Consider the following 24,243-nt stretch of genomic DNA (forward strand, 5'->3'; position numbering starts at 1 on the left):
TTATCCCTTATCAGTCCAGCCCGGTATATATAGCCGATGGGATGGATTCAGAAACAGTGAGTCGAGACAGCGCACGGTGATGGCATGTCAGTTTTCGCTCATTCGCCATCCGCTGCTCTTTTTTAGGATTCATCTGTTGCAATGGGATGCTGCGATGCTCCCCATTCGGTCCATGAGCCATCATAAACTTTCAGATTCTGATAACCGCAGATATAAGCTGCCAGCAGCACAATACAGGCTGTCACGCCGGAGCCACAGCTGAAAATATACTCTTCAGCGTCGTGAGGCAGCGTTTCTTGCAATACAGTGCGCAGTGCTTCCGGCGATTTCAGTGTGTGTCCGTCAATGAGACATGTGAACGGCACACAGATCGAATAAGGAATATGACCGCTACGGATACCGGCTCTGGGTTCGGCAACTGTTCCCGAAAAACGTGCCCGAGAGCGGGCATCAATTGTCAGGCTGTTTTGCTGCATGATTTGCCCGAGTACATACTCGGCATTTACAAAAAAACCGGGGGTGAGCGTTCCGGAAAAATTACCGGGTTCTGAGGGCATCTGAAAGCTTGTTGCAAGCGGATGACCTTGGCGTTTCCATTCGGCCAGACCACCGTTGAGAATATAAACGTGTTCATGTCCCATTGCCTTGAGCATCCACCACGCCCGGGGAGATGCCATTGTTCCGCTGTTATCGTAGACGACGATCAGCGAGTCCTGATTGAGTCCGATTTGGCGGGCACATTGATTGAAACGACTCTCGCTCGGCATCATATGTGGCAGGTGATTATCCGGATCGCAAAATACCTTATCGTAATCAAAGCGCCGTGCTTCGGGAATGTTATGCACGGTATCTTTCTCAGTTTCTGAGGGGATTTGAAAGGCAATACTGCTATCTAAGATGACCAGTTTCGGGTCAGAGAGGTGTTCCGATAGCCATTGCGGTGAGACAAGTGGTGACATGGTTGATATTCCTTCTATTTGAACAGTAATCGCTTCATCCGGGAGCATTTGCATATAAAAAGTGACATCGTCACTTAAATCGTATCAATCAGCTGTACTGCAACAGACCGGGCAGTTCTCTCGCCGGGGGAGTTTCATGGCTTGCCATGACAGCGTCATCGCATCTAATAACAGCACTTTGCCTCGCAGCGGCTGACCATAATTCGCCAAAACTTTGAGTGTTTCCAGTGCTTGCATCGCACCAATCACCCCGACGACTGGCGCGAGTACGCCATTTTCGACACAAGTCGGCGCGTGATTGCCAAATAATGTACTGAAGCATTGATAACAAGGTTCATCGGTTTGATAAGTGAAGACACTTAAGAAACCTTCCATACGGATTGCCGCACCGGAGATGAGCGGTGTCTTGGTTTGAAAACAGAGTTGATTGAGCTGATTACGGGTGGCGATATTGTCACTGGCATCCAGTACGGCATCATGATGTGCCATCAGTGCCAATAGCGAAGGTTCGTCGAGCCGTCGGGCAATCGTTTCAATCTGAAGATAAGGATTCAATTGGCGCAGCGAATCTGCCGCAGAATCGACTTTTAGCCGTCCGATATCCTGATCGGTATGTAAAATTTGTCGCTGGAGATTGGATAGTTCCACCACATCATCATCGACCAGTGTGATGTTGCCAACGCCAGCACTGGCAAGATATTGACTGGCTGCACACCCCAGACCGCCGGCACCGATGATCAGCACCCGCCCCTGTTTGAGCGCTTCTTGTCCCTCAAAATCAAACTGTTTTAAGATAATCTGGCGGTTGTAGCGCAGATGCTCGTCATCACTGAGCAACTCGTCATGCGTCGTCATTTTGTTTCTCTCTAATATAACGCTGGATTAAACGGTTCGATGGTGACGGTTTCACCGGCTTCAACTGAGCCACGTTGCTGTTCGAGAACGATGAAACAGTTGGCGGTACTCATTGCACGGAATGCTCCGGAACTTTGATTCCCCGCATTATCGACGACGATTTGCCCATTCTTGACGCTGAAAATCCCGCGTTGATAATCGGTCCGGCCGGGGGATTTTTTAAATGAAACCTTGCTGACTGCTTGCATTTGCGCTGGCGCCCGCCATTGGGTATGGCCTGCGAGTTTGGCGAGCATCGGCTGAACTAAAACATATAAAGTTACCACCGCAGAAACCGGATTCCCGGGGAGTCCGCAAAATAGCGAATGATTCAGTTTACCGAAAGCAAAGGGTTTACCCGGCTTAATGGCGATTTTCCAGAAATTGATTTTACCGAGCGATTCGAGAATGGTTTTGGTGTAGTCGGCTTCTCCGACACTTACGCCGCCCGATGTAATGACAACATCCGCAAGCGACTGGGCTTGTTGGAATGTTTCAGTAAGTTGCGTTTGATTATCGGGAATGATCCCTAAGTCGATCACATCACAACCGAAATTTTCGAGAATAGGGCGAATGGCATAACGATTACTGTCGTAGATCTGTCCTGCGTCGAGCTTTTCACCCACAGGTTTAAGTTCATCCCCGGTTGAGAAAATCGCAACTTTAGGTTTGCGCAACACCAGTACCTGACTAATCCCCAATGATGCCAGTAGTGGTAAATCCCGGACGGTCAGACGGCTGCCGGCAGGGAGCACAACCTCATTCTGTTTGAGGTCATCACCTTGAGGACGAATATTGGCCTGCGCTTTCACCTGAGAGGTGAGGAAGTGAATCCCTTCTGGGGTTGCTTCGGTTTTCTCCTGCATAATCACGGCATCACAACCGGTGGGGACGGGAGCGCCAGTCATGATTCGAATGCAGGTCTTTTCCGGCCATTCGCCACTAAAAGGCTGCCCGGCAAATGCTTTTCCCGCCAGCGGGAGCGTGTCTGTTGTGGTGAGGTCTTGAGTCCGGACTGCATAGCCGTCCATTGCTGAATTATCAAAAGGGGGGACATCAATCGGAGAGCGGACATCTTCGGCGAGCACATGACCTAATGCCGTTTCGAGGGGAAGTTTTTGACTGATTTTTAGCGGAGAAACATCAGCCAGCATGGTTTGAATCGCATCTTCAATCGGGAGAAGTCCTTGGGTATCACAGCATCCCATATCTATTATCCTAATTCGCGTTATATAATTTTGAGGGGTTACTTTAGCATGAATCGTTTCATACCGAGTGTGCTTTCATGAATATTTTAATGCAATGTATTGCACTTTTTAATGCGGCAGGTCTACGGATGAATTCATCAATTATTATGTGATGAGACGGTTCTGATTTCCTGCCTTAAATTGTGGATGTAATTATGACAAATTCCGAGTATCCTTGTCAGCCATCCGGAGGAAGGGTTGAATCAAGAGAGGTTATGTCATGTCAGGTCTGAGCGAGTCTGCTTTGCTGGTCAAAAATGCACTCGAACATCGTGGTTTAGAAACGCCGATGCGTTTGAATCCGATTGGACGAGAAGAGAAGAAAGAAAAAATAGAATATCACATGCGTGAGATTCTCAATCTGCTCGGACTGGATTTAACTGACGATAGCCTTGAAGAGACCCCGCATCGTATTGCCAAAATGTATGTGGATGAAGTGTTCTCCGGCCTGGATTATCAAAATTTTCCGAAGATCACCCTGATTGAAAATAAAATGAAAGTCAGTGAGATGGTTCGGGTTAAAGACATTACCGTGACCAGTACCTGCGAACATCATTTGGTCACTATTGACGGAAAAGCAGCGGTTGCCTACATTCCCCGAGGCAAAATTATCGGTTTATCGAAAATTAACCGGATTGTTCGTTTCTTTTCCCAGCGCCCACAGGTGCAAGAACGAATGACCCAGCAGATTCTGGTGGCATTACAAGTGCTGTTAGAAACAGATGATGTCGCGGTGACGATTGATGCGACCCACTATTGTGTTAAAGCCCGTGGCGTGATGGATGCAACCAGTGAAACGACGACGACCGCACTGGGGGGATTGTTCAAGTCGAATCCGGCAACCCGGTCCGAATTTCTTCATGGTCTCTTAGGTTAAATACCGAGCAATTCAAACCAGAAGATTGAAGAACAAATTCAAAGAGAAAACCGAGTGGTTCACACTCGGTTTTTTTATGGGTGTTGCAAATACTTTAGTCATACAACACTTTAGTCATGCAAACAATTGAATCAGAAAGTGCCTGAATCAGAAATTGTCATGCGACAGACGGGGAAGTTGTCGCGCGAGATGATGCAGTGATGGATTGTGGTGGATGGCCTGAATCACCAGTCGGGCAATCCGTTGTGCGCCCTGCTGTTGAAAATGGGTGGTGTCCGGTTTTGCGAGTGAACCGGTCTTATCGGCGTAGTATGGATATTGTACCGGATCAACAGCAAGCCAAATATTTTTCCATTCGTCACCGCTGGTCTGGTTGACCATATCAATCACCATTGCCTGTAGATCGATCAGCGGTACATGATTGAGACGTGCCGTGTCTTCAATGGTTTGGGTATAGTTTCCGACATATTGATAGCCGTTATCTGCATTTTGTGCCGTAATATGCTGCTGTGGCGTGATTGGTGTGCCATTACCGCCATGAATGCTTTTCGCACGGGGAACCGGGGTAATCAACACCGGATGCATATGATGACGACGCGCAAAATTTAGGTATCTTTCGAGCGAGTGCTGAAAGGAGTCGTGCCATGCCCAAAATGGGTACTGAGGATTACCCCAGCCATCGTTCGGATAGGTACATAAGTTTGCCACATCAACAGTACCTCGTCCCGCTTTGGCACCGTTGCATTTCTCATCATTGTGTCCAAATTGAATCAGCAGGAAGTCATGAGGCCGGACAAGTGGCTCGATCTGGCTGAGCCAGCGGCCATTGATGAAATCTTTTGAACTTCGCCCCGAGCGAGCGGCATTGACGACTTGTAACCGACGACCATTGGATACCATGTCCGCAAATGCCTGCCCCCATCCCATACGCGGATAAACGTCATTGTCGTAGTTGGAGACGGTTGAATCGCCGACCAGAAAGATCCGGCGTTTGGCTGACTGGATCAACTGTTTGGTGTCGGCAAGCTGTTCACCGGTAATTTGGTATCCTGCGACCGTATTTGCGGCAAGGATCGAATGAAATGACAGGTCGGTCAGGTAGGTTTTGGCTGTTAATCCAGTTTTAGTGTCATAGCCGCGATTATGGATAACCTGACTGGCAAGTTTACGAATGACCGGCTCATAGAGATCCGAATAACTGACGGGATTCCACGATTGCTGAGCATCGATGCCATATGCTTCGGCAACAGACTGGAAGGCCGTTGTGAAATTTTGCTGTGCTTGTTGTAGTACCGCTGCCGAAAAGGCCGGTAGCTTATCCATTTCATTGAGTAATGCCGGACCGTTAATCCCTTCATGCGCAGCAAGTACGGAGACAATCAGATCACTGAACGGATTGACGTTACCGATGGTCGTGCCGTTATTATTGATGTCACTGATCAAAGCGCTGGCACAGACTGACTGGTAAGTGTCTCTGTGCAGACAGGAAGAGCCACTTTGATCATCAACTGCGACCAGAACCGGTGGGGTCATACCTGCAATTGATGCTTGGTAATATCCGGCGGAATCGGTCAAAGTGGTCGCTGTCTGACCGCTGCTGCCTTTCAGACGAACCTTGGCAGGGAAAGTCATCCGCGAATGAATTACCTGACCCTTGAGCATACTTTGTGGGCCGAGAGAAACATCGGGTTGCCAGCCGTCCAAAATATGACTGCGGGTATACTGTGTCGCATCGGCATCACTCAGTTGTCGTCTCGCTGTATCGGAAGCATCGGCTGTGCCGGCTCCGGTATTCTGATATTCCCAAAAGCGACTGTCTTCAGGGTAGAACCAAATAACATTGCCATGGATGTCTTTACCGCTCATTTTATCCCAGCCAAAAATATGATCATCCACATCACAATTGATGAAAGCCGTATGACCGATGGCATTCGGATCGGCATAACGACCATCCTCGAATGTCCGGGTCGGATGCCAAGGGCGTCCGAGACCATAACTCGCAGCCGGAACCGCAGCTTCTTTGGATAACTGACAATCTTTAAATACCAGGCCGAAAGGAGAGTTGATGTTCGTGCTGGGGGCGGTCAGATAACCTTGGGTGTTACCCGGCGTCACATCATCACGATACCGGGCGATCAACTGACTGTTTTCAAACAGAGCCGTGCCTTCACCGAAGATAAAATCGACGGTGCCAGTAATCACGGAGTTATCAACATAGGTATGTGGCGCGCGCAGATAGACCGTATCTTGGTAGCTCACCAGCCGGACATCTTTGAACTGTGAGCGATCCGCTTTGGTGGAAACCAATAGCGCAACGGCCTGTGTCCCACGAATCTTCGTCGGATCATCATCACTTTTGGCCTGATTGGCCGGAAAATCAAACCCGTTTTCGATGGTCAGAGAACGGGCGGTGAAATTGGCAGCATTAATGTACACAGTACGGCTGCCGGATGTGCCGTATTTCTTGCCATTTTTATCCAATGTGCCATTGGCGGTTGTGGCAGTAATGATCGTCTGATCGCGATTTTCACCGATGAGCATAATATGAGGACGAGAGACATTGAGTTTTTCGTGATAGATCCCATTGGTGACATAGATGACGTACGGTTTTCCATCATCCGGAGCACTGTTAATGGCCTGCTGGATTGAAGTAAAGTCCGCAGAACCATCTAATGCGACTTTAGTGTCATAGAGTGGGGCTGCGATGGCAGAAGAAAGACAGAGGAGGGAGGTGAGCCCTAAACCTGTCGTGGTCAGGTGATTCATACAGAGGTTCCTTCTGTTATTGGGTAAAATAAAATTTATTTATTTTTATTTTGAAATGGTGTTTTATTTTATAATATTCAGAACAGATTAACTGTGATCAAATGAATACGCAAGCCACGGATGAGTAATAGAATGGTCAATATGTGAACGGGAATACATTGATAAATGAAATATCCGGATAAACGGAGGGCATACCTTTCTGATCACTCAGAAAGGCAATAAGACGTTGATGAAGTGGATTATTTTTGCATATTGACCAGACAGAATGTTGGTGCAGTTCCGGCTTGCAGGGCGTTATCCTCTGAGCGATCTTTGAGTCCGACACCGGTCTGATGCAGACGCCGGGATTCTGTAAGCAAGTAGAAACATTTGTGGGCGGCTTGTTGATAGTCCAGCCCTTCCGGTCTCACATTTGAAATGCAGTTACGCAGAGAATCTTCCGTGCCCCGGTGTGGATGCCATGTCAGATAAAGCCCCATGCTATCCGGAGAGCTGAGTCCGGGGCGTTCTCCAATCAATACCAGAACTTCTTTGGCATTCAATGCTGCACCGACATCATCACCGACAGCAACACGCCCCTGTTCAACAATACACAGTGGTGCGATACGCCAGTTGTGGTGCGGATCATGATGCAATTGATCAAGTAAATGTGTCAGAAATGGCGCAGCGTGATGGGTGATTGCATAGGAGGACAGGCCGTCAGCAATCACAATCGCGAGATCAAATTCTGTTTCGGGTTGCTGATATTGCTGCAACTGATAAACAGAAGCTTCATTCAGACAGCGCCCATAATCCGGACGTTGTAGGTATTCCATTCGGTGCTGTGCCTGACTATGGAGTTCAAAGGCGGGCAGATAGGGCGAGAACAGCGGATTTGCCTCAAACTGGTGGCATAAGTCTGAAACGTCTAAAGGGACATGCACCGCATCGATGGCTTGGGCGTGAGATAACTGAAACTGGAGTAATGCTTGGGTTGGAATACTGGTCCCTGCACGGCCAATTCCAATTCGGGCATGAGTAAACTGGCGTAATTTCTCCCAAGGATCGTGATGAACATAGGCTTCTCCGGAATCGTCTGAAGGATGTCGCGAAAGGTGGCGGGGATTCATGAAACCTCCTGAATGAGCTGAAGTGGCCGGGCAAATGACGGGGGTAAGGTATCGCACAACTGGGTATGGTTATCGGACGGTGCGATCTGCATTTTTTTCAGCCATGCATCGAATTCCGGTGCCGGCCGTAAACTGAGCACCTGACGGGCATATAACGCATCATGAAAAGAGGTGGTCTGATAATTGAGCATGATATCGTCAGAGCCGGGGATCCCCATGATGAAGGAACACTCGGCAACGCCTAACAGCGTGAGCAGATTGTCCATATCATTCTGATCTGCGTCTGCATGATTGGTATAGCAAATGTCGCATCCCATCGGCAGCCCGAGCAGTTTGCCACAGAAATGATCCTCAAGACCGGCACGGGTAATCTGCTTGCCGTCGAACAGATATTCAGGGCCGATAAAGCCAACCACAGTATTGACCAGCAGTGGATCAAACTTTCTCGCCACTGCATAAGCGCGCGCTTCACAGGTCTGTTGGTCGATACCATGATGCCCGTTGGCGGACAACGCACTGCCTTGACCGGTTTCAAAATACATCACATTGTGGCCGACCGTGCCTCGTTTGAGGCTCAGGGCTGCATCATGGGCTTCAGCGAGTAGATTGAGGTTGATGCCGAAGCCTTGGTTGGTCAATTCAGTTCCCCCAATCGATTGGAACACCAAATCGACCGGTGCGCCTAGTTCAATTGCCTCAAGCGTATTCGTGACATGCGTCAGGACACAGGATTGGGTGGGAATTTCATAATGCTGAATGACATCATCCATTAAATGCATCAGTTTCATGGCTTGTTTGACATTGTCGGTTGCCGGATTGATACCAATAACCGCATCACCATTACCGTACATCAAGCCGTCGAAGATGGATGCGGCAATGCCGTTCATATCGTCGGTAGGGTGATTCGGTTGCAAACGGGTCGATAAATGGCCGCTCAGACCGATAGTGTTGCGAAATTGTGTGATTACATGACATTTTTTGGCGACTAGTATCAGATCCTGATTACGCATGATTTTACTGACGGCCGCTGCCATTTCGGGGGTTACGCCGGCTCGGATCCGAGCCAGTTCGACAGCAGTGGTTGTTTCTTGCAGTAGCCAGTTGCGAAAATCACCGACAGTCAGATGAGCAATTGTCGTGAAGGCTGCGGCATCGTGTTCATCGATGATTAATCGTGTGATTTCATCTTGCTCATACGGGATCAGGGCTTCATTCAAAAAAACTTTTAATGGCAGGTCTGCCAGTACCATTTGGGCAACCACCCGTTCTTCCGCCGATTGGGCAGCCACACCAGCCAATTGATCACCTGAACGGAGTGGTGAAGCTTTGGCCATGACTTCAGCCAGACTGGCAAACTGGTAGAGATGTGTCCCAAGCTGATATCGATAATGGGTCGGCATAACATCCTCATCACTGGTTATTGTTATGGTTCAAAAATAGTCTGAGCAACGGTGTCTTACCAGACGGAACGTTTGATTGTTCTGAGTACCAAATGACTCTGATCACAAATGGACGATAGCGAAATTCATTCCAATTGTGCGGTTAAAAATAACAGGGATAAAAGTGTTTAAAATTCAGTAGATTAAAATGAATTTATGTCGGAGCGATAATGTTATTTGCGCGAATGGGGAGATGATTGCCCATTGCTGAATCATTGTATGATGGCTTTGCACCAGATAAGTGCGATACGTGCCGAGAGATAGGATATTGTATGGTTTGGTCGTCAACAGCAAAAAACGATCGGGGATGCCGATCGTTTTTCGGTTGCCTTATCGGATGATTGATAACCGATAATCCTCATAAACTTAAGCCAGTTCGACGAGTTTTTTGACCAGTTTATCGATACCCGAGGCGGCTTCTGAAATACTCCCGGCCAGCATATAGGCGGGGGTTGATAATACGTTGTAGCGTTCATCATAAACAATGTCGTCAACCGGACAATCGATGTGCTCACCGCCCAGTGCCTGAAATGCAGCGGCCATATCGGGATCATGGCCAAGTGTGCCGCGGACACCTGCTTCGTAAATCATTGGGATGATTGCCGGGGCAATGCACAGATAACCGGCGGGTTTTCCTGATTGGGCGAAAGCACGACATGCAGAAGCAACGTGGGTGTTAATACTACATTCTGCGCCATTGATAGCAAAATCAGTCAGATTTTTCGCGGCACCAAATCCTCCCGGTAATAGCAGGGCATCATATTCACCGGGATTGATGGTGGAGAGATCGGTAATCTGACCACGAGCGATGCGGGCAGACTCTGTCAGAACATTTCTTTTTTCTTCGGTGACATCACCGGTTTTGTGGTTGACGACGTGGTGTTGCTCAATATCGGGAGCAAAACAATGCCAGCTTGCACCTTGGCGCTCGATAGCAAGCAGTGCCAGAACACTTTCGTGGATCTCCGCTCCGTCGAAGACGCCGCAACCGCTTAAAATGACAGCTATCTTTTTCATGTTGTAATCCTTTCTGTTATTCAATTGTGTCGTGATTTGTGTATAAGCCTAGCATGATTTTTAACGTGCTGAGACTGTCGGTTCAATCTGTTTCAATACTTGATTCCAATAATGCCTGATCCCAATATGGCGTATCGATGCCGAATTTTGCTTGAATGAAGTCAATAAAAAGACGCACTTTATGCGGCAGATATTGTCTGTCCGGATAGACAGCATAGACTGCATGATTTGGTAGGTGATAGCGAGACATCACGGGGACCAGAAGCCCTGCGGTTACATCTTTTCCGATGATAAATGTCGGCAGTTGTGCAATTCCTAAGCCATCCAGCACTGCCCGACGAATCCCTTCGCTGTTATTCATGACTAAATTCCCTTTGGGAACAACCTTATATTCTTTGCCCCGCTGGTGGAATGTCCAAGCCTGACCGCCGCGAAAGTATGAATAGAGCAGGCAGTTATGATAACGGAGATCAGCAGGGTGTTCCGGTACTCCGAATTGAGCGATATACTCGGGAGATGCACACAGCACGGATTGGCAATCGGTGAGACGTTTGGCAATCATATTCGATACCGGTAAACGGCCAATTCTGATCGCGAGGTCGAATCCGCCCTGTAACAGATCCACCATTTGATCTTCAAGCTCTATTTCGATGTCGAGCTTTGGATACTGCTGCATAAATTCACTGATATAAGGGGCAATATGGCGAACGCCAAACGACATGGGTGTCGCTATTTTCAGCGTTCCCTGAGGTTCTCCCTGAAGTTCTAGTACTGAATCCAACCCCTGTTTTGCATAGGAAAGAGACTGAGATGCATAAAAATAGAGTCTTTCTCCGGCTTCAGTCAGATGAATTTTTCGCGTGGTACGATGAAATAACCGCACACCAAGAATCTCTTCGAGCTGGGTCAGACGTTTACTGACCGCTGACTTGGTAATATTGAGCTGGTTGGCTGCTGCGGAAAAGCTGCCCAATTCGACAACAGCAACGAAAATCGGTAATGAAGAAAATTTAGGGCTAATCATTGATGTTGACCTACAGGAAACAGTTAGTTTCTTTAGCGAGGGATTATAGCAAATTCAAAAACAGTATAAACTGATTGTACGCAAATGATCGACAGAGGCGTGGTGAAGGTGAGCAGTATGATACAAAAGGATAATTTATGAAATTTGACTGGATCTTATTTGACGCGGACGAGACTTTATTTCACTTTGATGCGTTTACTGGGTTGAAGAAAATGTTTTCCTCCCTTGGTGTGGACTTTACCCCTGAAGATTTCCAACAGTATCAAGTACAAAACCAGCAGTTGTGGCGCGATTATCAAGACGGAAAAGTTGATGCGGCAACACTGAAACATCAGCGTTTTACGATGTGGGCTGCACGGTTGGGCCTGACGACCGAAGCCTTGAATCTTAGCTTTTTTCAGGCCATGGCAGAAATCTCTACATTACTGCCCGGAGCCAGAGCTTTACTGGAGCAGCTACGCGGACAGGTTCAGCTCGGGATTATTACCAATGGTTTTATCGACTTACAATCCCATCGGCTGGAAAAGCATGGCTTGAGCGACTACTTTGCTCAAGTGACGGTTTCTGAGCAGGTCGGTGTCGCCAAGCCGGATCCGGCGATTTTTGCCTATACGCATCAACAGATCGGTTATCCCGAAAAAAGCCGAGTGCTGATGGTTGGTGATAATCCACTGGCAGATATACAGGGCGGCCACCAATATGGTTTTACCACGTGCTGGTTGAATGGTGCTCAGCAACCGATTCCCGACAATGTTGTTTGTCACTATGAAATCCAATCTTTAACCGAATTATCAGCGGTAATTTTTGCCTGAACATCACCGGAATACAGCCGGACATGATTTGATCGGTACTACAAAAAATATCTCATTGTATCTGTAGATAAAGCCCGTTAAATTGGGTGTATCGATTGGTTGTTGTGACAATGTCACTTTGAGTTGGTTATTTGTGCAATATATTAAAATTAAAGAAACCATTGCAGAACAGATAGAGCAGGGCATGTTGGCCGCCGGGCAGAAATTGCCTTCAGAGCGACAACTGGCAGAAACATTCGCCACCACCCGAGTGACGTTGCGTGAAGCTTTGTCGTTGCTGGAAACCGAAGGATTGATTTACCGGGAAGATCGCCGCGGCTGGTTTATAGCGCCACCACGTATCAACTTTCCCTTATCAACGGCTGAAGACTTTCTCGTCTTGGCCGAAAAACAGGAGCGTCAGGTAAGCTTGTCGGTTATCCGGGCAAAAAACACACTGGCGAATAAACAGGTGAGTGGCTGGCTGCAACTGGGTCCTTTTGCTGAAGTTTATGCAGTAGAAATGTTGCGTTACTTGGAGAAGCGTCCGGTTTGTCTGGTTCGTTACTGGGTTCATGCAGAGAAACATACAGCCATGAATTCTGATGCACCGGAAGAGCTGTTTGCATGGCTCCGGCAGCGAGAATCACTGCACAATATTAGTGTTAGTGACAGCGTCACTGTCGGTTGCCTGACTGGGGAAACTGCGGTGATGCTTCATGCAGCTCCGGGAACTCCGGCAGTTGTGATTGAAAGAAAAGTATATCGTGGTGAACACCCTGTTGCTGCGGAAATATCCATATGGCGGCATGATACTTTAACCGTGACCTCAAATGCTGCGCATTCGTCCCAATGAATAGGTTGCTGCCAATTGATTGGTGTGAATTGAATCGGTTGGCCTGTCGAGAAAAGTTTCGGGATGCTTCATTTGATATGAAACATCCCGACGCTCAGTTTGAATGATATGGTTTATTTAATGATAAATACCTTCATTGACATTGATTTGCTTACGCTGTTGCATCACGGCATAACGGATTTTCATGAACAGTTGCGTTGAGACTGCCGAATAACTGATTAGTGCATAGCAGAGTAACTCGGTACCTTCCTCGACAATGTTTTTCACATTGCGAACATAGTCATCTTGCATCACCATATGCCAGAAACTTCCCATCCCAAAGAGTCGGGAAAACGAGATCAAGATGATGACACTACAGACCAATAAACGCATATTGGGGACGCTAAGAATTTCAGCCATCTCATGGAGAACCTGATTTTTTCCTTTCCATGCATAAGCCAAAGCACCGATCGTGACGAAGACTGCAGGGTAAACCCAGAAACCATGCCATATATAATCAAACAGAAAGTCGAGTTCTCGGATAAATAAGACCATAAAGAAGCCGCTGATCAGGATAGCCGCATGGCGCAAGCTCTCGTGACCAGCCTTGATTCGATAAAACGCAACAACAGCAATACCCAAGAGAATCTGTTGGACATACTCGGTAACTGAAGTCTCACCAATATAGTGATCACCGTAAAGGTAGTCCAACCAGAGACATGCAACTGCCAGCAGGCTTGATCCGAGGACGCCCAATATCAACATACCGGTATCAATCCATATTTGTTTTGTTTTCTCGTGTTGTTCATGTTGAGCATGAATCGATGACGACGAGTGTTGATTTTTCATAGTAGTCACCTATTATTGATAATAGTTATAGATTTATATTATTAATCAAAGACATATTATATGTATTGTTCACTGACCGTGTGCTGCAGTGCAAAGTGAGAAAATATGTCTGATCAAACAGTAATCATCCCTGATTCATGGTATTTTGGTCCGGCTGCTTCGAGATATGGAACTCGAGGTACTGAAAATTTTGCATTTTATTTTTTGCTAACTTATTGTTTTTTATGACCAATGGTCATCAGCATTTACAATTGATTAGCAAGGACAGACAAGGAGAAGCCTTTATGAAACATCTGGCCACATCAGTCGATCCTGTGGTGCAAGCCCAGAAGGATTTTCAGACACAAGTTCGTTTGGCTAGTCGAGCGATTGTACTGAACAAGCAGAACGAAGTTTTAGCACTGTATACCGACCGTTTTGATGATTACAGCCTACCGGGAGGCGGGTTAAGAAAAGGTGAAGATCCGATTGTCGGCATGATTCGTGAGTTGCAAGAAGAGACCGGTGCCCGCAATGTGCACAATATCCAACCTTTAGGCATTTATGAAGAATTCCGGCCGCAAGGTACTGAAGTCGGTCAGGTTGTACATATGGTATCTTACTGTTATGCCTGCAAAGTCGATGATCAATTGAGAAAACCAACCCCGGAAGATTATGAGATCCAAAATGGTAGTCGCCCGGTTTGGCTCGATATTCATCAGGCAATTGCGCATAATGAACAGGCGTTGATGGATCCATCCCACCATGGGGAGAATCTGGAGCGGGAAACGTTTCTGCTCCGGTTGGCTGCAAAAGAATTATTGATTTAGGAAAAGTAATCATATGGGTAAAGTAAGACTGGCTATATTGAGTTGTGGCTTGATGATCTTCAGTATGGCCAGTTTTGGCAAAGTGATTGAGACGACCCGTTTGGTCGGGTATGGTCAGGCGAAATATCCTGAGAACTTTAGGCATTTTGATTATGTCAATCCGAATGCGCCGAAGTACGGTAAAGTCACTTATGGTCAAATCGGGACGTTCGATAATTTTAACCGCTATGCCTCACGGGGTGTTCCTGCGGTTGCCAGTGGAGAGCTATACGATAGCTTAATGTTTTCTCCCGATGATGAAATCGATACCTACTATCCGTTGATTGCAACCAAAATTCGTTATTCGGATGATTATCTCTGGCTTGAGGCTGACTTGAATCCCAAGGCGCGTTTCCATGACGGGATACCGATTACAGCTCATGATGTCGCATTTAGTTTTAACAAATTGAATACCGAAGGCGTGCCTCAATTCCGCGTTTATTATAAAGATGTCAAATCAGTAAAAGCCCTCAATGATCGAACCGTCCGGTTTGAAATGTCACAACCCAACCGGGAGAAGTTGTTCAGTATTGCTGAAACGCTTCCGATATTACCCGCGCATTTCTGGAAAGATAAGAACTTTGCCGAACCGCTTGCGACGCCGCCGATCGGCAGTGGTGCTTACAAAATCATCGATTACAAAATGGGACAAAGTGTGACTTACGGGTTGGTGGATGATTATTGGGCTCGTGATTTACCGGTGAATGTCGGGCGGAATAACTTTAAAGTGGTTCAGTACGATTATTATCGGGATGATACAGTTATGCTGGAGGCTTTCAAATCCGGTGAATTTGATTTTCGTCAGGAAACCAATGCCAAACAGTGGATGACTGCATATACCGGGGTGAATTTCGATAATGGTCATATTCTTAAAGAAGAAATTCCGCATCAGAAACCGGCACCGGCAAAAGGATTTGTTTTTAATACTACCCGGCCTGTGTTTCAAGACCGGCGTGTCAGAGAAGCGTTGACCTATGCACTGGATTTTCAGTGGATGAATCAACATATGTTCTATAACCAATATACGCGGACAAGAAGTTATTTCCAGAATACTGAGTTTGAAGCCAAAGGACTGCCGTCTGAGGCGGAGCTGAAGATTCTGAACCCGTTGAAAGCCGAGATCCCGCCCCGGGTATTTACCCAAGCCTACCAACCGCCGGTGACGGATGGTTCCGGACAAATTCGCAAGCAGATGCGTCAGGCTTTCAAGCTGTTTAAAGCTGCTGGATGGCAAATTAAAGATGGTGTCATGACTCATATGAAGAGTGGTCAGCCATTCAAATTTGAGTTGTTAATTTATAATCCGACCGATGAGCGTATTGCCATCCCGTTACAGAAAAATTTAAAACGGATGGGGATTATCATGAACATCCGTACCGTGGATACCACACAATATACCAAACGTCTCCGTGACAGAGATTTCGATATGATTTCCAGAGGGTACAGTGCGAACGCTTATCCTTCATCGGATCTAATGATCGTCTGGAATTCCGGTTTCATCAACTCAACGTACAATCAGGCGGGGGTCTCAGATCCGGCTGTTGATCAACTCACCGAAGCAATTGCCGCGAATCAGCATGATGCCCAAAAACTGGTCGCGCTGGGGCGTGCATTTGATCGAGTGTTGCAGTGGAATTTTTATATGATTCCTCAATGGTATGTCAGTACTTATCATGTTGCGATGTGGGATAAGTTTGAACGTCCGCAAGTGATGCCGAAATATTCGCTCGGTGTGGATAGCTGGTGGATTTCAGCGGCAAAAGAACAGGCGTTGGCAAGCGGTAAAAGCCATTAGAGGGAATTATGGCTGCATATATATTCCGTCGGTTATTGTTAGTGATCCCGACGTTGTGGGCAATTATCACCATTAACTTTTTTATTATCCAAATAGCCCCCGGTGGGCCCATTGAGCAGGCGATCGCGCAAATGCAGGGGCTCGGTTCAGGGGTGATGGAGCGGCTCGGTGGTGGTGGTCATGATGTATCCCTTTCAGACGAAAAAGCCGGACATTCAGGATATAAAGGCTCAAGAGGGCTCGATCCCGAAGTGGTTGCCGAAATTAGACGCCAGTTCGGTTTTGATAAGCCACTGCTGGAACGATATATCGAAATGCTCAAAAACTACGCCACGTTCAACTTTGGTCAAAGCCTGTTCAAAGGTGGCGATGTTATGACGCTGATCAAGGAGCGCTTACCGGTTTCGATCTCGTTGGGCTTGTGGAGTACCTTAATTATTTATCTCATTTCGATTCCGCTCGGGATCATGAAAGCGATCCGCCATGGTTCGCGCTTCGATGTTTGGTCGAGTGCGATGATTATTATCGGGTATGCGATTCCCGGTTTCCTGTTTGCGATTTTGCTGATTATTGTTTTTGCCAGTGGCAACTATTTCGACTGGTTTCCATTGCGGGGCTTGGTTTCAGACAATTTTGAACAATTGACGTGGTATCAACAGATTGGGGATTATTTCTGGCATCTGACATTGCCGATTTTAGCGATGGTGATCGGTGGATTTGCGACCTTGACGATGCTGACGAAGAACTCGTTCCTTGATGAGATTAATAAACAGTATGTGGTTACCGCCCGGGCGAAAGGGCTGGATGAGCGCAGTATTCTGTATCAGCATGTTTTTCGGAATGCAATGTTGATTATCATTGCCGGTTTTCCCAGTGCGTTCATCAGTATTTTTTTCACCGGTTCGATGTTGATTGAGGTGATGTTTTCGCTCAATGGGATTGGTTTGCTGGGGTTCGAATCGACTATACAGCGTGATTATCCGGTGGTATTCAGTTCTCTTTATATTATGACTTTGCTGGGGTTGATACTGGGGATTATTTCAGATTTGACCTATACATGGGTTGACCCGCGCATTGATTTTGAGGCTCGTTGAATGACGTTGATTAAGATGAATCCAATCAATGCGGAGCGTTGGCAACGTTTCAAAAAGAGCAGGCGGGGTTACTGGTCGCTGTGGATTTTCAGTCTCCTGTTTGTGATCAGCTTGTTTGCCGAACTGATTGCCAATGACAAGCCGCTTTTCATTTCCTATGACCATCACTGGTATTTCCCGATCATGTATGTCTACCCGGAAACACAGTTTGGTGGTGAATTTCCGACGGAAGCTGATTATACCGATCCTTACGTGGATGAATTGATTCGTGAGAAAGGGATGATTGTCTGGCCGTTGATTCGGTTTAGTTACGACACCATTAATTTTAATATTGACAGTGGCAGCGTACCGTCACCGCCGGATGCGGTTAACTGGCTCGGAACAGATGATAAGGGACGGGATGTTTTGGCCCGGATTATCTATGGCTTTCGGATTTCGGTCTTATTTGGGTTTGTCCTCACGCTGGTTTCTTCCGTGATTGGTGTCGGGGTCGGTGCGATTCAAGGATATTACGGGGGATGGATCGATCTGTTCGGCCAGCGTTTTATCGAAATTTGGTCCGGGATGCCAACGCTGTTTTTGCTCATCATTCTGTCGAGTTTTGTCGAGCCGAATTTCTGGTGGTTACTGGGGATTATGGTGCTGTTTAGCTGGATGAGTCTGGTTGGCGTGGTGCGGGCTGAATTTTTGCGCTGTCGTAATTTTGATTATGTCAGAGCCGCACAGGCGATGGGGGTCTCTGATCACCAGATTATGCGCCGCCATATGCTGCCGAATGCGATGGTGGCATCATTGACAATGATGCCATTTATTCTCTCCGGTTCGGTCACGACATTAACGTCACTGGATTTTCTTGGTTTCGGTCTGCCGGTGGGCTCACCATCACTCGGGGAATTGCTGGCGCAGGGGAAAGCGAATCTTCAGGCGCCTTGGTTAGGTATATCAGCCTTTGTGGTTTTATCGTTGATGCTGACTTTATTGGTGTTTATCGGTGAAGCCGTGCGCGATGCATTCGATCCACATCAGTACGGGAAACACGCATGAGTCAGGATGTATTGAGTGTAAAGAACCTGTCGATTGGTTTTCGTCGTCAAGATCGAGCCGAGCAAGAGCGTATCGAACAAGTGACGCATCAGGTCAGTTTCTCTATCCGTCAAGGGGAAACGCTCGCGTTGGTGGGTGAGAGTGGTTCCGGAAAATCGGTGACCGCCAATGCGATTCTCAAGTTATTGCCTGTTCATGCCGCACACTATTGTGCAGGTGAAATTCTTTTTGACGGGATCAACACGTTAACTTGTTCAGCCCGGCAATTACGCGGGATTCGCGGTGGCCGGATCGGGATGATTTTTCAAGAGCCGATGGTGTCACTGAATCCGCTCCACAAGGTTGGCAGACAGTTGGTGGAAACCCTGGCGATTCATCGGGGCGTTCGGACTCGCCAAGCGGAGACCATTGCGCTGAGCTGGTTAGAAAAAGTTGGCATTCGTGAGCCGGCAACGAAAATCAATGCTTATCCGCATGAACTCTCCGGCGGTGAGCGGCAGCGGGTGATGATTGCGATGGCATTGATCAATGAACCGGAGTTATTGATTGCCGACGAGCCGACCACGGCATTGGATGTTTCGGTTCAGGCTCAGATTCTTGATCTCTTGAAAGCGCTGCAACAAGAACTGGGGATGGCAATGCTGTTTATTACCCATGATCTGAGCATTGTCAGACGGATCGCCGATCGGGTTGCCGTGATGCAACAGGGACGTCTGGTCGAAACCGGTGAAACCCAGCAACTGTTTGCTGCACCTCAACATCCCTATACCCATCAGTTGATTCATGCCGAGCCGAGAGGAAAGCCGGTCACGGTGGCTGCCGATGCGCCGACTTTGCTTCAGGTTGAGCATCTGAAAGTCTGGTTTGCGATGACAGGCGGATTACTCAAGCGTACTGTCGGCTACGTCAAAGCGGTGACGGATGTGCAGTTTAATCTACGGGAAGGACACTCAATCGGCTTGGTCGGAGAGAGTGGCTCAGGCAAGTCAACGACCGGATTAGCGATTCTCAAGTTGCTGCATTCCGAAGGTTCGATTCGTTTTCGCGAAACTGAATTACAGTCACTGGATCGTCAAGGGATGTTGCCATTTCGTCATCAGATGCAGGTGGTATTTCAGGACCCATTCTCGGCACTCAACCCAAGAATGTCCGTCGCTCAGGTGATTGGTGAAGGATTGCGGGTTCATCAGTGCTTGAGTGATGCGGAGATCGACCGACAAATTTGCGCAGTGATGGCTGAAGTCGGGCTTGATCCACACAGTCGCTATCGTTATCCAAATGAGTTTTCCGGTGGTCAACGGCAGCGGATTGCGATCGCCCGGGCGCTAATCTTACAGCCCCGGTTTATTCTGTTGGATGAACCGACCTCTTCACTTGATCGGACGGTGCAGGCGCAGGTGTTGGATTTGCTGAAAATGTTGCAGCAAAAGCACGGTTTGACTTACCTATTTATCAGTCATGACCTGAATGTTGTGAAATCATTGTGTCATTACACTATTGTGATGCGTGAGGGGAAAATGATTGAACAGGGAGAGACCCAAACACTCTTTACCGATCCGCAACATGAATACACCCGGGAGCTGGTGGCATTATCTTCATTTTCATAAGAAGTGAATATCGTCTGAGTGAATGATGATCAAAAAAAAAGCCGCTTTGGTTAAGAAAGCGGCAAGCACTCAGGTGCATGATCGATGTCGTCAGTATATGCAGAAGAGATGTCGATAAACCGACGGCATCGTTCGATTATTATTGTTATGTTGTGGAGACGAAACCGGTTATTGGGTCGGATAGGTTTTGTAGCGAACTCCCATCATCTGTTCCATACAGTGAATCACCTGACCACTGTAGCCAAATTCATTGTCATACCAGATATACAGAACACAGCGAGAATCTTGAGCTATCGTTGCCGCCCCATCGATGACTCCGGCATAGCGTGAACCGACTAAATCGGTTGAAACAATTTCAGTGGATTCGGTGTAATCAATTTGTGGTGCCAGAGGTGAATTCAGTGCGATATCCCGCAGATAGTGATTCAGGGTTGCTTTGTCTGTATCGGTTGCCAGATTGAGGTTGGCAACTGCCATCGATACGTTTGGTGTCGGTACCCGGATCGCATTGCCAGTGAGTTTTCCGGCAAGTTCCGGCAGGGCTTTTGCCACAGCTTTGGCCGCGCCGGTTGAGGTCAGAACCATATTGAGTGAAGCACTTCGGCCACGTCGTTCGCCGCTATGAAAGTTATCAATCAAGTTCTGATCGTTGGTAAATGAATGAACGGTCTCGATGTGACCTGATAAAATCCCATATTGCTCATGAACAGCTTTTAATACCGGTGTAATAGCATTGGTTGTGCAGCTTGCGGCCGAAATGATGGTGTCATCAGGCAGAATCGTGAACTCATTAACCCCGAAAACAATATTCTTCATCTCACCTTTGCCCGGTGCTGTCAGGAGCACTTTGGCCGCGCCTTGACATTGCAGATGCTGACTTAACCCTTCTTGATCACGCCAAACCCCCGTATTGTCTACGATAAGGGCATCATCAATCCCATAGTCGGTATAGTCGATGTCTTGTGGCTGACTGGCGTAAATGACCTGAATATAATTGCCATTGGCAATGATGGCTTTACGCTCATGATCTACCGTGATACTGCCGTTGAACAGACCGTGAACTGAGTCACGACGGAGTAAACTGGCACGTTTCTCTAAATCACCGTCTTTTCCGCCGCGTACCACAATCGCCCGTAAACGTAACGGATAACCGGGGCCGCTTTTTTCGATTAGCAAGCGAGCCAGTAAACGGCCAATCCGACCGAAGCCATACAGCACAACATCTTTTGGCGCGGCTCTCGGGGTGTTATTCAAGGTATTGTGAAGCGTTGTTTGTAAATAATCCTTCAGGCCGGCTTCATCGTCGTGATGTTGCCAGTATCGATGGGCGAGTTGACCAATATCGATACGGCATGGGGCTAATTCTAACTGTACGAGTTGTTGTAAAATGGGGAGTGTTTGTTGTAAATCGAGGGGAGAACCAATATAGCGACGGGCAATCCGGTGCGTTTTAATGATTTCAATCGTTGCTGCGTTAATCAGCGTTTTTCCGAATAAAATAACTTCGACACCTCGGTTGCGATATAACTGTCCGATCAGGGGTGACATGGATTCTGCAATCGTTTGGCCAGCGTGCCAGTCGAGTAGATGTTTCTCTGGACTCATGATTCTGGGACCTTTTTATTGTTTACGTTGAGCTTAAGTTCATACCTGAGGTATGAATTCAGTCATCACCTTTATCAGCGATTTTCTGTTGCAGGCGGATGGCTGTTGTTATGAATTTTTATGGGAGGCGATTCTAATCTGAGTTGTTTTATTTTCCTAGTAAAAATAAAACGATATTTTTTACTGTAAATAGATAAGAATGTAGTTTTTTTAATGGTAAAGGAGCGACGAATATCAGACGGGAAAAGAGGCTTCAATTATCAATGAATTTGAAGTGATCCGTTTGGGACGAGTATCGACATCAGGCCCATTGTAAAACAGCGTATAGCTGAATGTATTTACGCACCAGTTGCTGATCTTTCGAGCGCCTGAGTGGGTGACCATACTTAATATAACAGGGCGAAACAGCATGACAGGTCTCTAAATGTTGACTTAATCGTGAGTCACTTTCATATAACGTGATGCCCTGAGCGTTGTACTCTGCGAGTTCGTCCGGTAACTGCCCCATCCACCAATAGAGTAATTCTCGGCTGGTGGTTTTACGCGAGATCCAGTGATCCGCCAGTAACAATAATAGGTCTGAAGGTTGAATTGCATAGGCATATTCTTCTTTCCAGAGGGCGATATCTTGAACTAGTTTTTCCCGACATGTCTTTCCGGCACTGACAAGATGATGCGTTAAGATCCACACGGTGCCTATTTCCGACGTCACCCGGAAATGATGGGGGAGTTCATGGTGTATATGGAGATCGATCGGCGTGTATTCACAAGAATGGCCGAATTCAATCAGTGTACGGGCTAGGCGTCTGGAGAATGCTTTGGCAAGGTGGTGTTCCGTCATTCCCTGATTATGAATCGTCGGATAGTGTTTTTCACATAACTTCAGGCAGTCAGATTGAAACTCATTGACACTTTGAATCAGGATATCCAATAACAAGACCAACACTCCCTGTGAGAACAAAATTCAGCGTAGCATATTTTATACTGAACTCGACTTTTTTTATTCTTTTCGGAGAGCTATTCGACTAAATATCTTGAGTTTTTGTGATGTTTTCAGCGCATTTTAAGCGGTCGACTTGGTTGTGAGAGTAACCGATAAAATGAGCTCGTTTATAATACATAATGTGAATTTAGTGCAAATAAACGCGTATAGTTCAAGAAATTAGAATAAGTTCGTCAATTTATTGAGGTGTTCGGTGAAATCGTTATAAGAAATACTCATTAAAGGAAGTGAGGATAGACCGATTTCTACTATAAATGCTATTGGAGCAACAATTGTTTTTAATTTTGTCAACAGTCGTTATGAGCAAATATACAGTCAGGAAGGGCCGATATGAGCACTGATGTTAAAAACTATAATCTTGTCGCTAGGAGCATACACTGGCTATCGGCAATTGTTATTGTGGGAATGTTTGCTGTTGGTATCTGGATGGTTGATCTGTCTTACTACAGCACTTGGTATCACGAAGCCCCCTTTTTACATAAATCTGTCGGGATACTTTTGGCACTTTTGACTATTTTCCGGGTTGTCTGGAAAGCTTCAACGGTATCACCAAAAGTGACAGGGTCCCGTTTTGAAACAATTGCATCGAAAGCGGTTCATCATACGATGTATCTTGATTTGTTCGTTATCTTTGTCTCCGGTTATCTGATTTCTACAGAAGATGGCCGAGGTATTGATGTGTTTAACTGGTTTACCATTCCCGGTGCCGGGGCGCTCTTTGAAGGGCAGGCTGATCTCGCTGGCGTTGTACACGAAATCGCGGCTTGGACATTGATCATTATGGTCGTTTTGCATGTCTTGGCAGCCCTACAACACCACTTTATTTCTAAAGATGATACATTACGAAAAATGATAGGAGCATCAAAATCATGAAAAAGGCATTACTAGCAACAGGGTTGGCATTAACGACAACACTATCTTTTGGTGCAACTGCTGCCGATTATGTTATCGACACAGAAGGTGGTCACGCATCGATTAACTTTACCGTGAGCCATCTGGGATATAGCTATATTCAGGGACGTTTTAATCGTTTTGACGGAACATTCTCTTATGATCCGAAGAATATTGCTGCATCAAAGGTTGAGGTTAAAGTCGATACAACGTCTCTGGACTCAAACCACGCTGAGCGAGATAAGCACCTTCGTGGCGGAGAATTTATTGACGCAGGTAAGTATTCAACAGCAACGTTTAAAAGTACCAGTATTGAGGACCAAGGTGATGGTGAATTTACCATCAATGGTGATCTGACGCTGCATGGGCAAACCAAGCCGATTAGTATCGATGCAGAACTCATTGGTGCCGGCCCGGATCCATGGGGAGGCGAACGTGCTGGTTTTGAAGGGACGACAACACTAAAGTTATCTGACTTTGGTATCAAAGCCATGGACATGGTTGAAACGGTTGATATGCAGCTTTATGTTGAAGGCATTAAACAATAAG

General features: G+C 46.9%; 21 protein-coding genes. 10 read left to right on the plus strand and 11 right to left on the minus strand.

Annotated elements, in window-relative coordinates; all coding sequences use genetic code 11:
* Positions 1 to 122: 122 nt before the first annotated feature.
* The 3 genes from VRK_RS12590 to moeA all read right to left on the minus strand — a co-directional run bounded on the left by VRK_RS12590 (position 123) and on the right by moeA (position 3,061).
* Positions 123 to 959 carry a sulfurtransferase gene (locus VRK_RS12590; RefSeq protein WP_059121685.1) on the minus strand — a complete coding sequence of 279 codons (837 nt, stop codon included), beginning with the start codon at positions 957 to 959 and terminating at the stop codon, positions 123 to 125.
* Between the two features lie 84 nt (positions 960 to 1,043).
* Positions 1,044 to 1,814 (minus strand): molybdopterin-synthase adenylyltransferase MoeB, encoded by a 771-nt coding sequence (gene moeB, locus VRK_RS12595; protein ID WP_059121686.1) that lies wholly within the window; start codon positions 1,812 to 1,814, stop codon positions 1,044 to 1,046.
* Positions 1,815 to 1,825: 11 nt separating this feature from the next.
* Positions 1,826 to 3,061, minus strand: coding sequence for a molybdopterin molybdotransferase MoeA (moeA, locus tag VRK_RS12600; RefSeq protein ID WP_059121687.1), 1,236 nt, complete (start codon positions 3,059 to 3,061; stop codon positions 1,826 to 1,828).
* A gap of 259 nt (positions 3,062 to 3,320) precedes the next feature.
* Here moeA and folE point away from each other — a divergent pair, with 259 nt between their 5' ends.
* Positions 3,321 to 3,977, plus strand: a complete 657-nt coding sequence (gene folE / locus VRK_RS12605; protein WP_059121688.1) for a GTP cyclohydrolase I FolE — start codon at positions 3,321 to 3,323, stop codon at positions 3,975 to 3,977.
* 147 nt (positions 3,978 to 4,124) lie between these two features.
* On the opposite strand, the gene VRK_RS12610 is transcribed toward folE, so the two are convergent.
* From VRK_RS12610 to VRK_RS12630, 5 genes are all read right to left on the minus strand, one after another.
* On the minus strand, positions 4,125 to 6,743 hold the full coding sequence (locus VRK_RS12610; protein ID WP_059121689.1) for a pectinesterase family protein: 2,619 nt from the start codon (positions 6,741 to 6,743) through the stop codon (positions 4,125 to 4,127).
* A 239-nt stretch (positions 6,744 to 6,982) separates the two neighbouring features.
* The gene (eutC, locus tag VRK_RS12615) at positions 6,983 to 7,852 is read right to left on the minus strand and encodes an ethanolamine ammonia-lyase subunit EutC (RefSeq protein WP_059121690.1); all 870 of its coding nucleotides are present in this window, start codon (positions 7,850 to 7,852) and stop codon (positions 6,983 to 6,985) included.
* Positions 7,849 to 9,252, minus strand: coding sequence for an ethanolamine ammonia-lyase subunit EutB (locus tag VRK_RS12620; RefSeq protein ID WP_059121691.1), 1,404 nt, complete (start codon positions 9,250 to 9,252; stop codon positions 7,849 to 7,851). The genes eutC and VRK_RS12620 overlap by 4 nt, the downstream gene beginning before the upstream one ends.
* A 405-nt stretch (positions 9,253 to 9,657) precedes the next feature.
* Positions 9,658 to 10,308 (minus strand): isoprenoid biosynthesis glyoxalase ElbB, encoded by a 651-nt coding sequence (gene elbB / locus VRK_RS12625; RefSeq protein WP_059121692.1) that lies wholly within the window; start codon positions 10,306 to 10,308, stop codon positions 9,658 to 9,660.
* A gap of 82 nt (positions 10,309 to 10,390) precedes the next feature.
* Positions 10,391 to 11,332, minus strand: a complete 942-nt coding sequence (locus tag VRK_RS12630) for a LysR family transcriptional regulator (RefSeq protein WP_059121693.1) — start codon at positions 11,330 to 11,332, stop codon at positions 10,391 to 10,393.
* Positions 11,333 to 11,469: 137 nt separating this feature from the next.
* Between VRK_RS12630 and yjjG the strand changes: the two genes are divergently transcribed.
* Both yjjG and VRK_RS12640 read left to right on the plus strand, forming a co-directional pair.
* Positions 11,470 to 12,144 carry a pyrimidine 5'-nucleotidase gene (yjjG, locus tag VRK_RS12635; protein ID WP_059121694.1) on the plus strand — a complete coding sequence of 225 codons (675 nt, stop codon included), beginning with the start codon at positions 11,470 to 11,472 and terminating at the stop codon, positions 12,142 to 12,144.
* Positions 12,145 to 12,277: 133 nt separating this feature from the next.
* Positions 12,278 to 12,979, plus strand: a complete 702-nt coding sequence (locus VRK_RS12640; RefSeq protein ID WP_059121695.1) for a GntR family transcriptional regulator — start codon at positions 12,278 to 12,280, stop codon at positions 12,977 to 12,979.
* 117 nt (positions 12,980 to 13,096) lie between these two features.
* On the opposite strand, the gene VRK_RS12645 is transcribed toward VRK_RS12640, so the two are convergent.
* Positions 13,097 to 13,807, minus strand: coding sequence for a hypothetical protein (locus tag VRK_RS12645; protein WP_059121696.1), 711 nt, complete (start codon positions 13,805 to 13,807; stop codon positions 13,097 to 13,099).
* 284 nt (positions 13,808 to 14,091) lie between these two features.
* Here VRK_RS12645 and VRK_RS12650 point away from each other — a divergent pair, with 284 nt between their 5' ends.
* From VRK_RS12650 to VRK_RS12670, 5 genes are read left to right on the plus strand one after another with little or no spacing between them, the layout of a single operon-like run.
* Positions 14,092 to 14,616 (plus strand): NUDIX hydrolase, encoded by a 525-nt coding sequence (locus VRK_RS12650; protein WP_059121697.1) that lies wholly within the window; start codon positions 14,092 to 14,094, stop codon positions 14,614 to 14,616.
* A gap of 13 nt (positions 14,617 to 14,629) precedes the next feature.
* Entirely contained in the window at positions 14,630 to 16,450 is a 1,821-nt protein-coding gene (locus VRK_RS12655; protein ID WP_059121698.1) for an extracellular solute-binding protein, read from the plus strand.
* A gap of 8 nt (positions 16,451 to 16,458) precedes the next feature.
* The gene (locus VRK_RS12660) at positions 16,459 to 17,544 is read left to right on the plus strand and encodes a microcin C ABC transporter permease YejB (protein WP_059121699.1); all 1,086 of its coding nucleotides are present in this window, start codon (positions 16,459 to 16,461) and stop codon (positions 17,542 to 17,544) included.
* The gene (locus tag VRK_RS12665; protein ID WP_059121700.1) at positions 17,545 to 18,588 is read left to right on the plus strand and encodes an ABC transporter permease; all 1,044 of its coding nucleotides are present in this window, start codon (positions 17,545 to 17,547) and stop codon (positions 18,586 to 18,588) included. It begins immediately after the preceding gene.
* Positions 18,585 to 20,195 carry an ABC transporter ATP-binding protein gene (locus VRK_RS12670; protein ID WP_059121701.1) on the plus strand — a complete coding sequence of 537 codons (1,611 nt, stop codon included), beginning with the start codon at positions 18,585 to 18,587 and terminating at the stop codon, positions 20,193 to 20,195. The genes VRK_RS12665 and VRK_RS12670 overlap by 4 nt, the downstream gene beginning before the upstream one ends.
* A 168-nt stretch (positions 20,196 to 20,363) precedes the next feature.
* Here the strand turns inward: VRK_RS12670 and VRK_RS12675 are convergent, their stop codons facing one another.
* Entirely contained in the window at positions 20,364 to 21,800 is a 1,437-nt protein-coding gene (locus tag VRK_RS12675; RefSeq protein ID WP_059121702.1) for a glyceraldehyde-3-phosphate dehydrogenase, read from the minus strand.
* Between the two features lie 301 nt (positions 21,801 to 22,101).
* The gene (locus VRK_RS12680) at positions 22,102 to 22,737 is read right to left on the minus strand and encodes a hypothetical protein (protein WP_059121703.1); all 636 of its coding nucleotides are present in this window, start codon (positions 22,735 to 22,737) and stop codon (positions 22,102 to 22,104) included.
* 396 nt (positions 22,738 to 23,133) lie between these two features.
* Between VRK_RS12680 and VRK_RS12685 the strand changes: the two genes are divergently transcribed.
* Both VRK_RS12685 and VRK_RS12690 read left to right on the plus strand, forming a co-directional pair.
* Entirely contained in the window at positions 23,134 to 23,676 is a 543-nt protein-coding gene (locus VRK_RS12685) for a cytochrome b (RefSeq protein ID WP_059121704.1), read from the plus strand.
* On the plus strand, positions 23,673 to 24,242 hold the full coding sequence (locus VRK_RS12690) for a YceI family protein (RefSeq protein WP_059121705.1): 570 nt from the start codon (positions 23,673 to 23,675) through the stop codon (positions 24,240 to 24,242). The genes VRK_RS12685 and VRK_RS12690 overlap by 4 nt, the downstream gene beginning before the upstream one ends.
* Position 24,243: the final 1 nt, after the last annotated feature.

Source organism: Vibrio sp. MEBiC08052 (genome assembly GCF_001506075.1).
Lineage (GTDB): Bacteria > Pseudomonadota > Gammaproteobacteria > Enterobacterales > Vibrionaceae > Vibrio.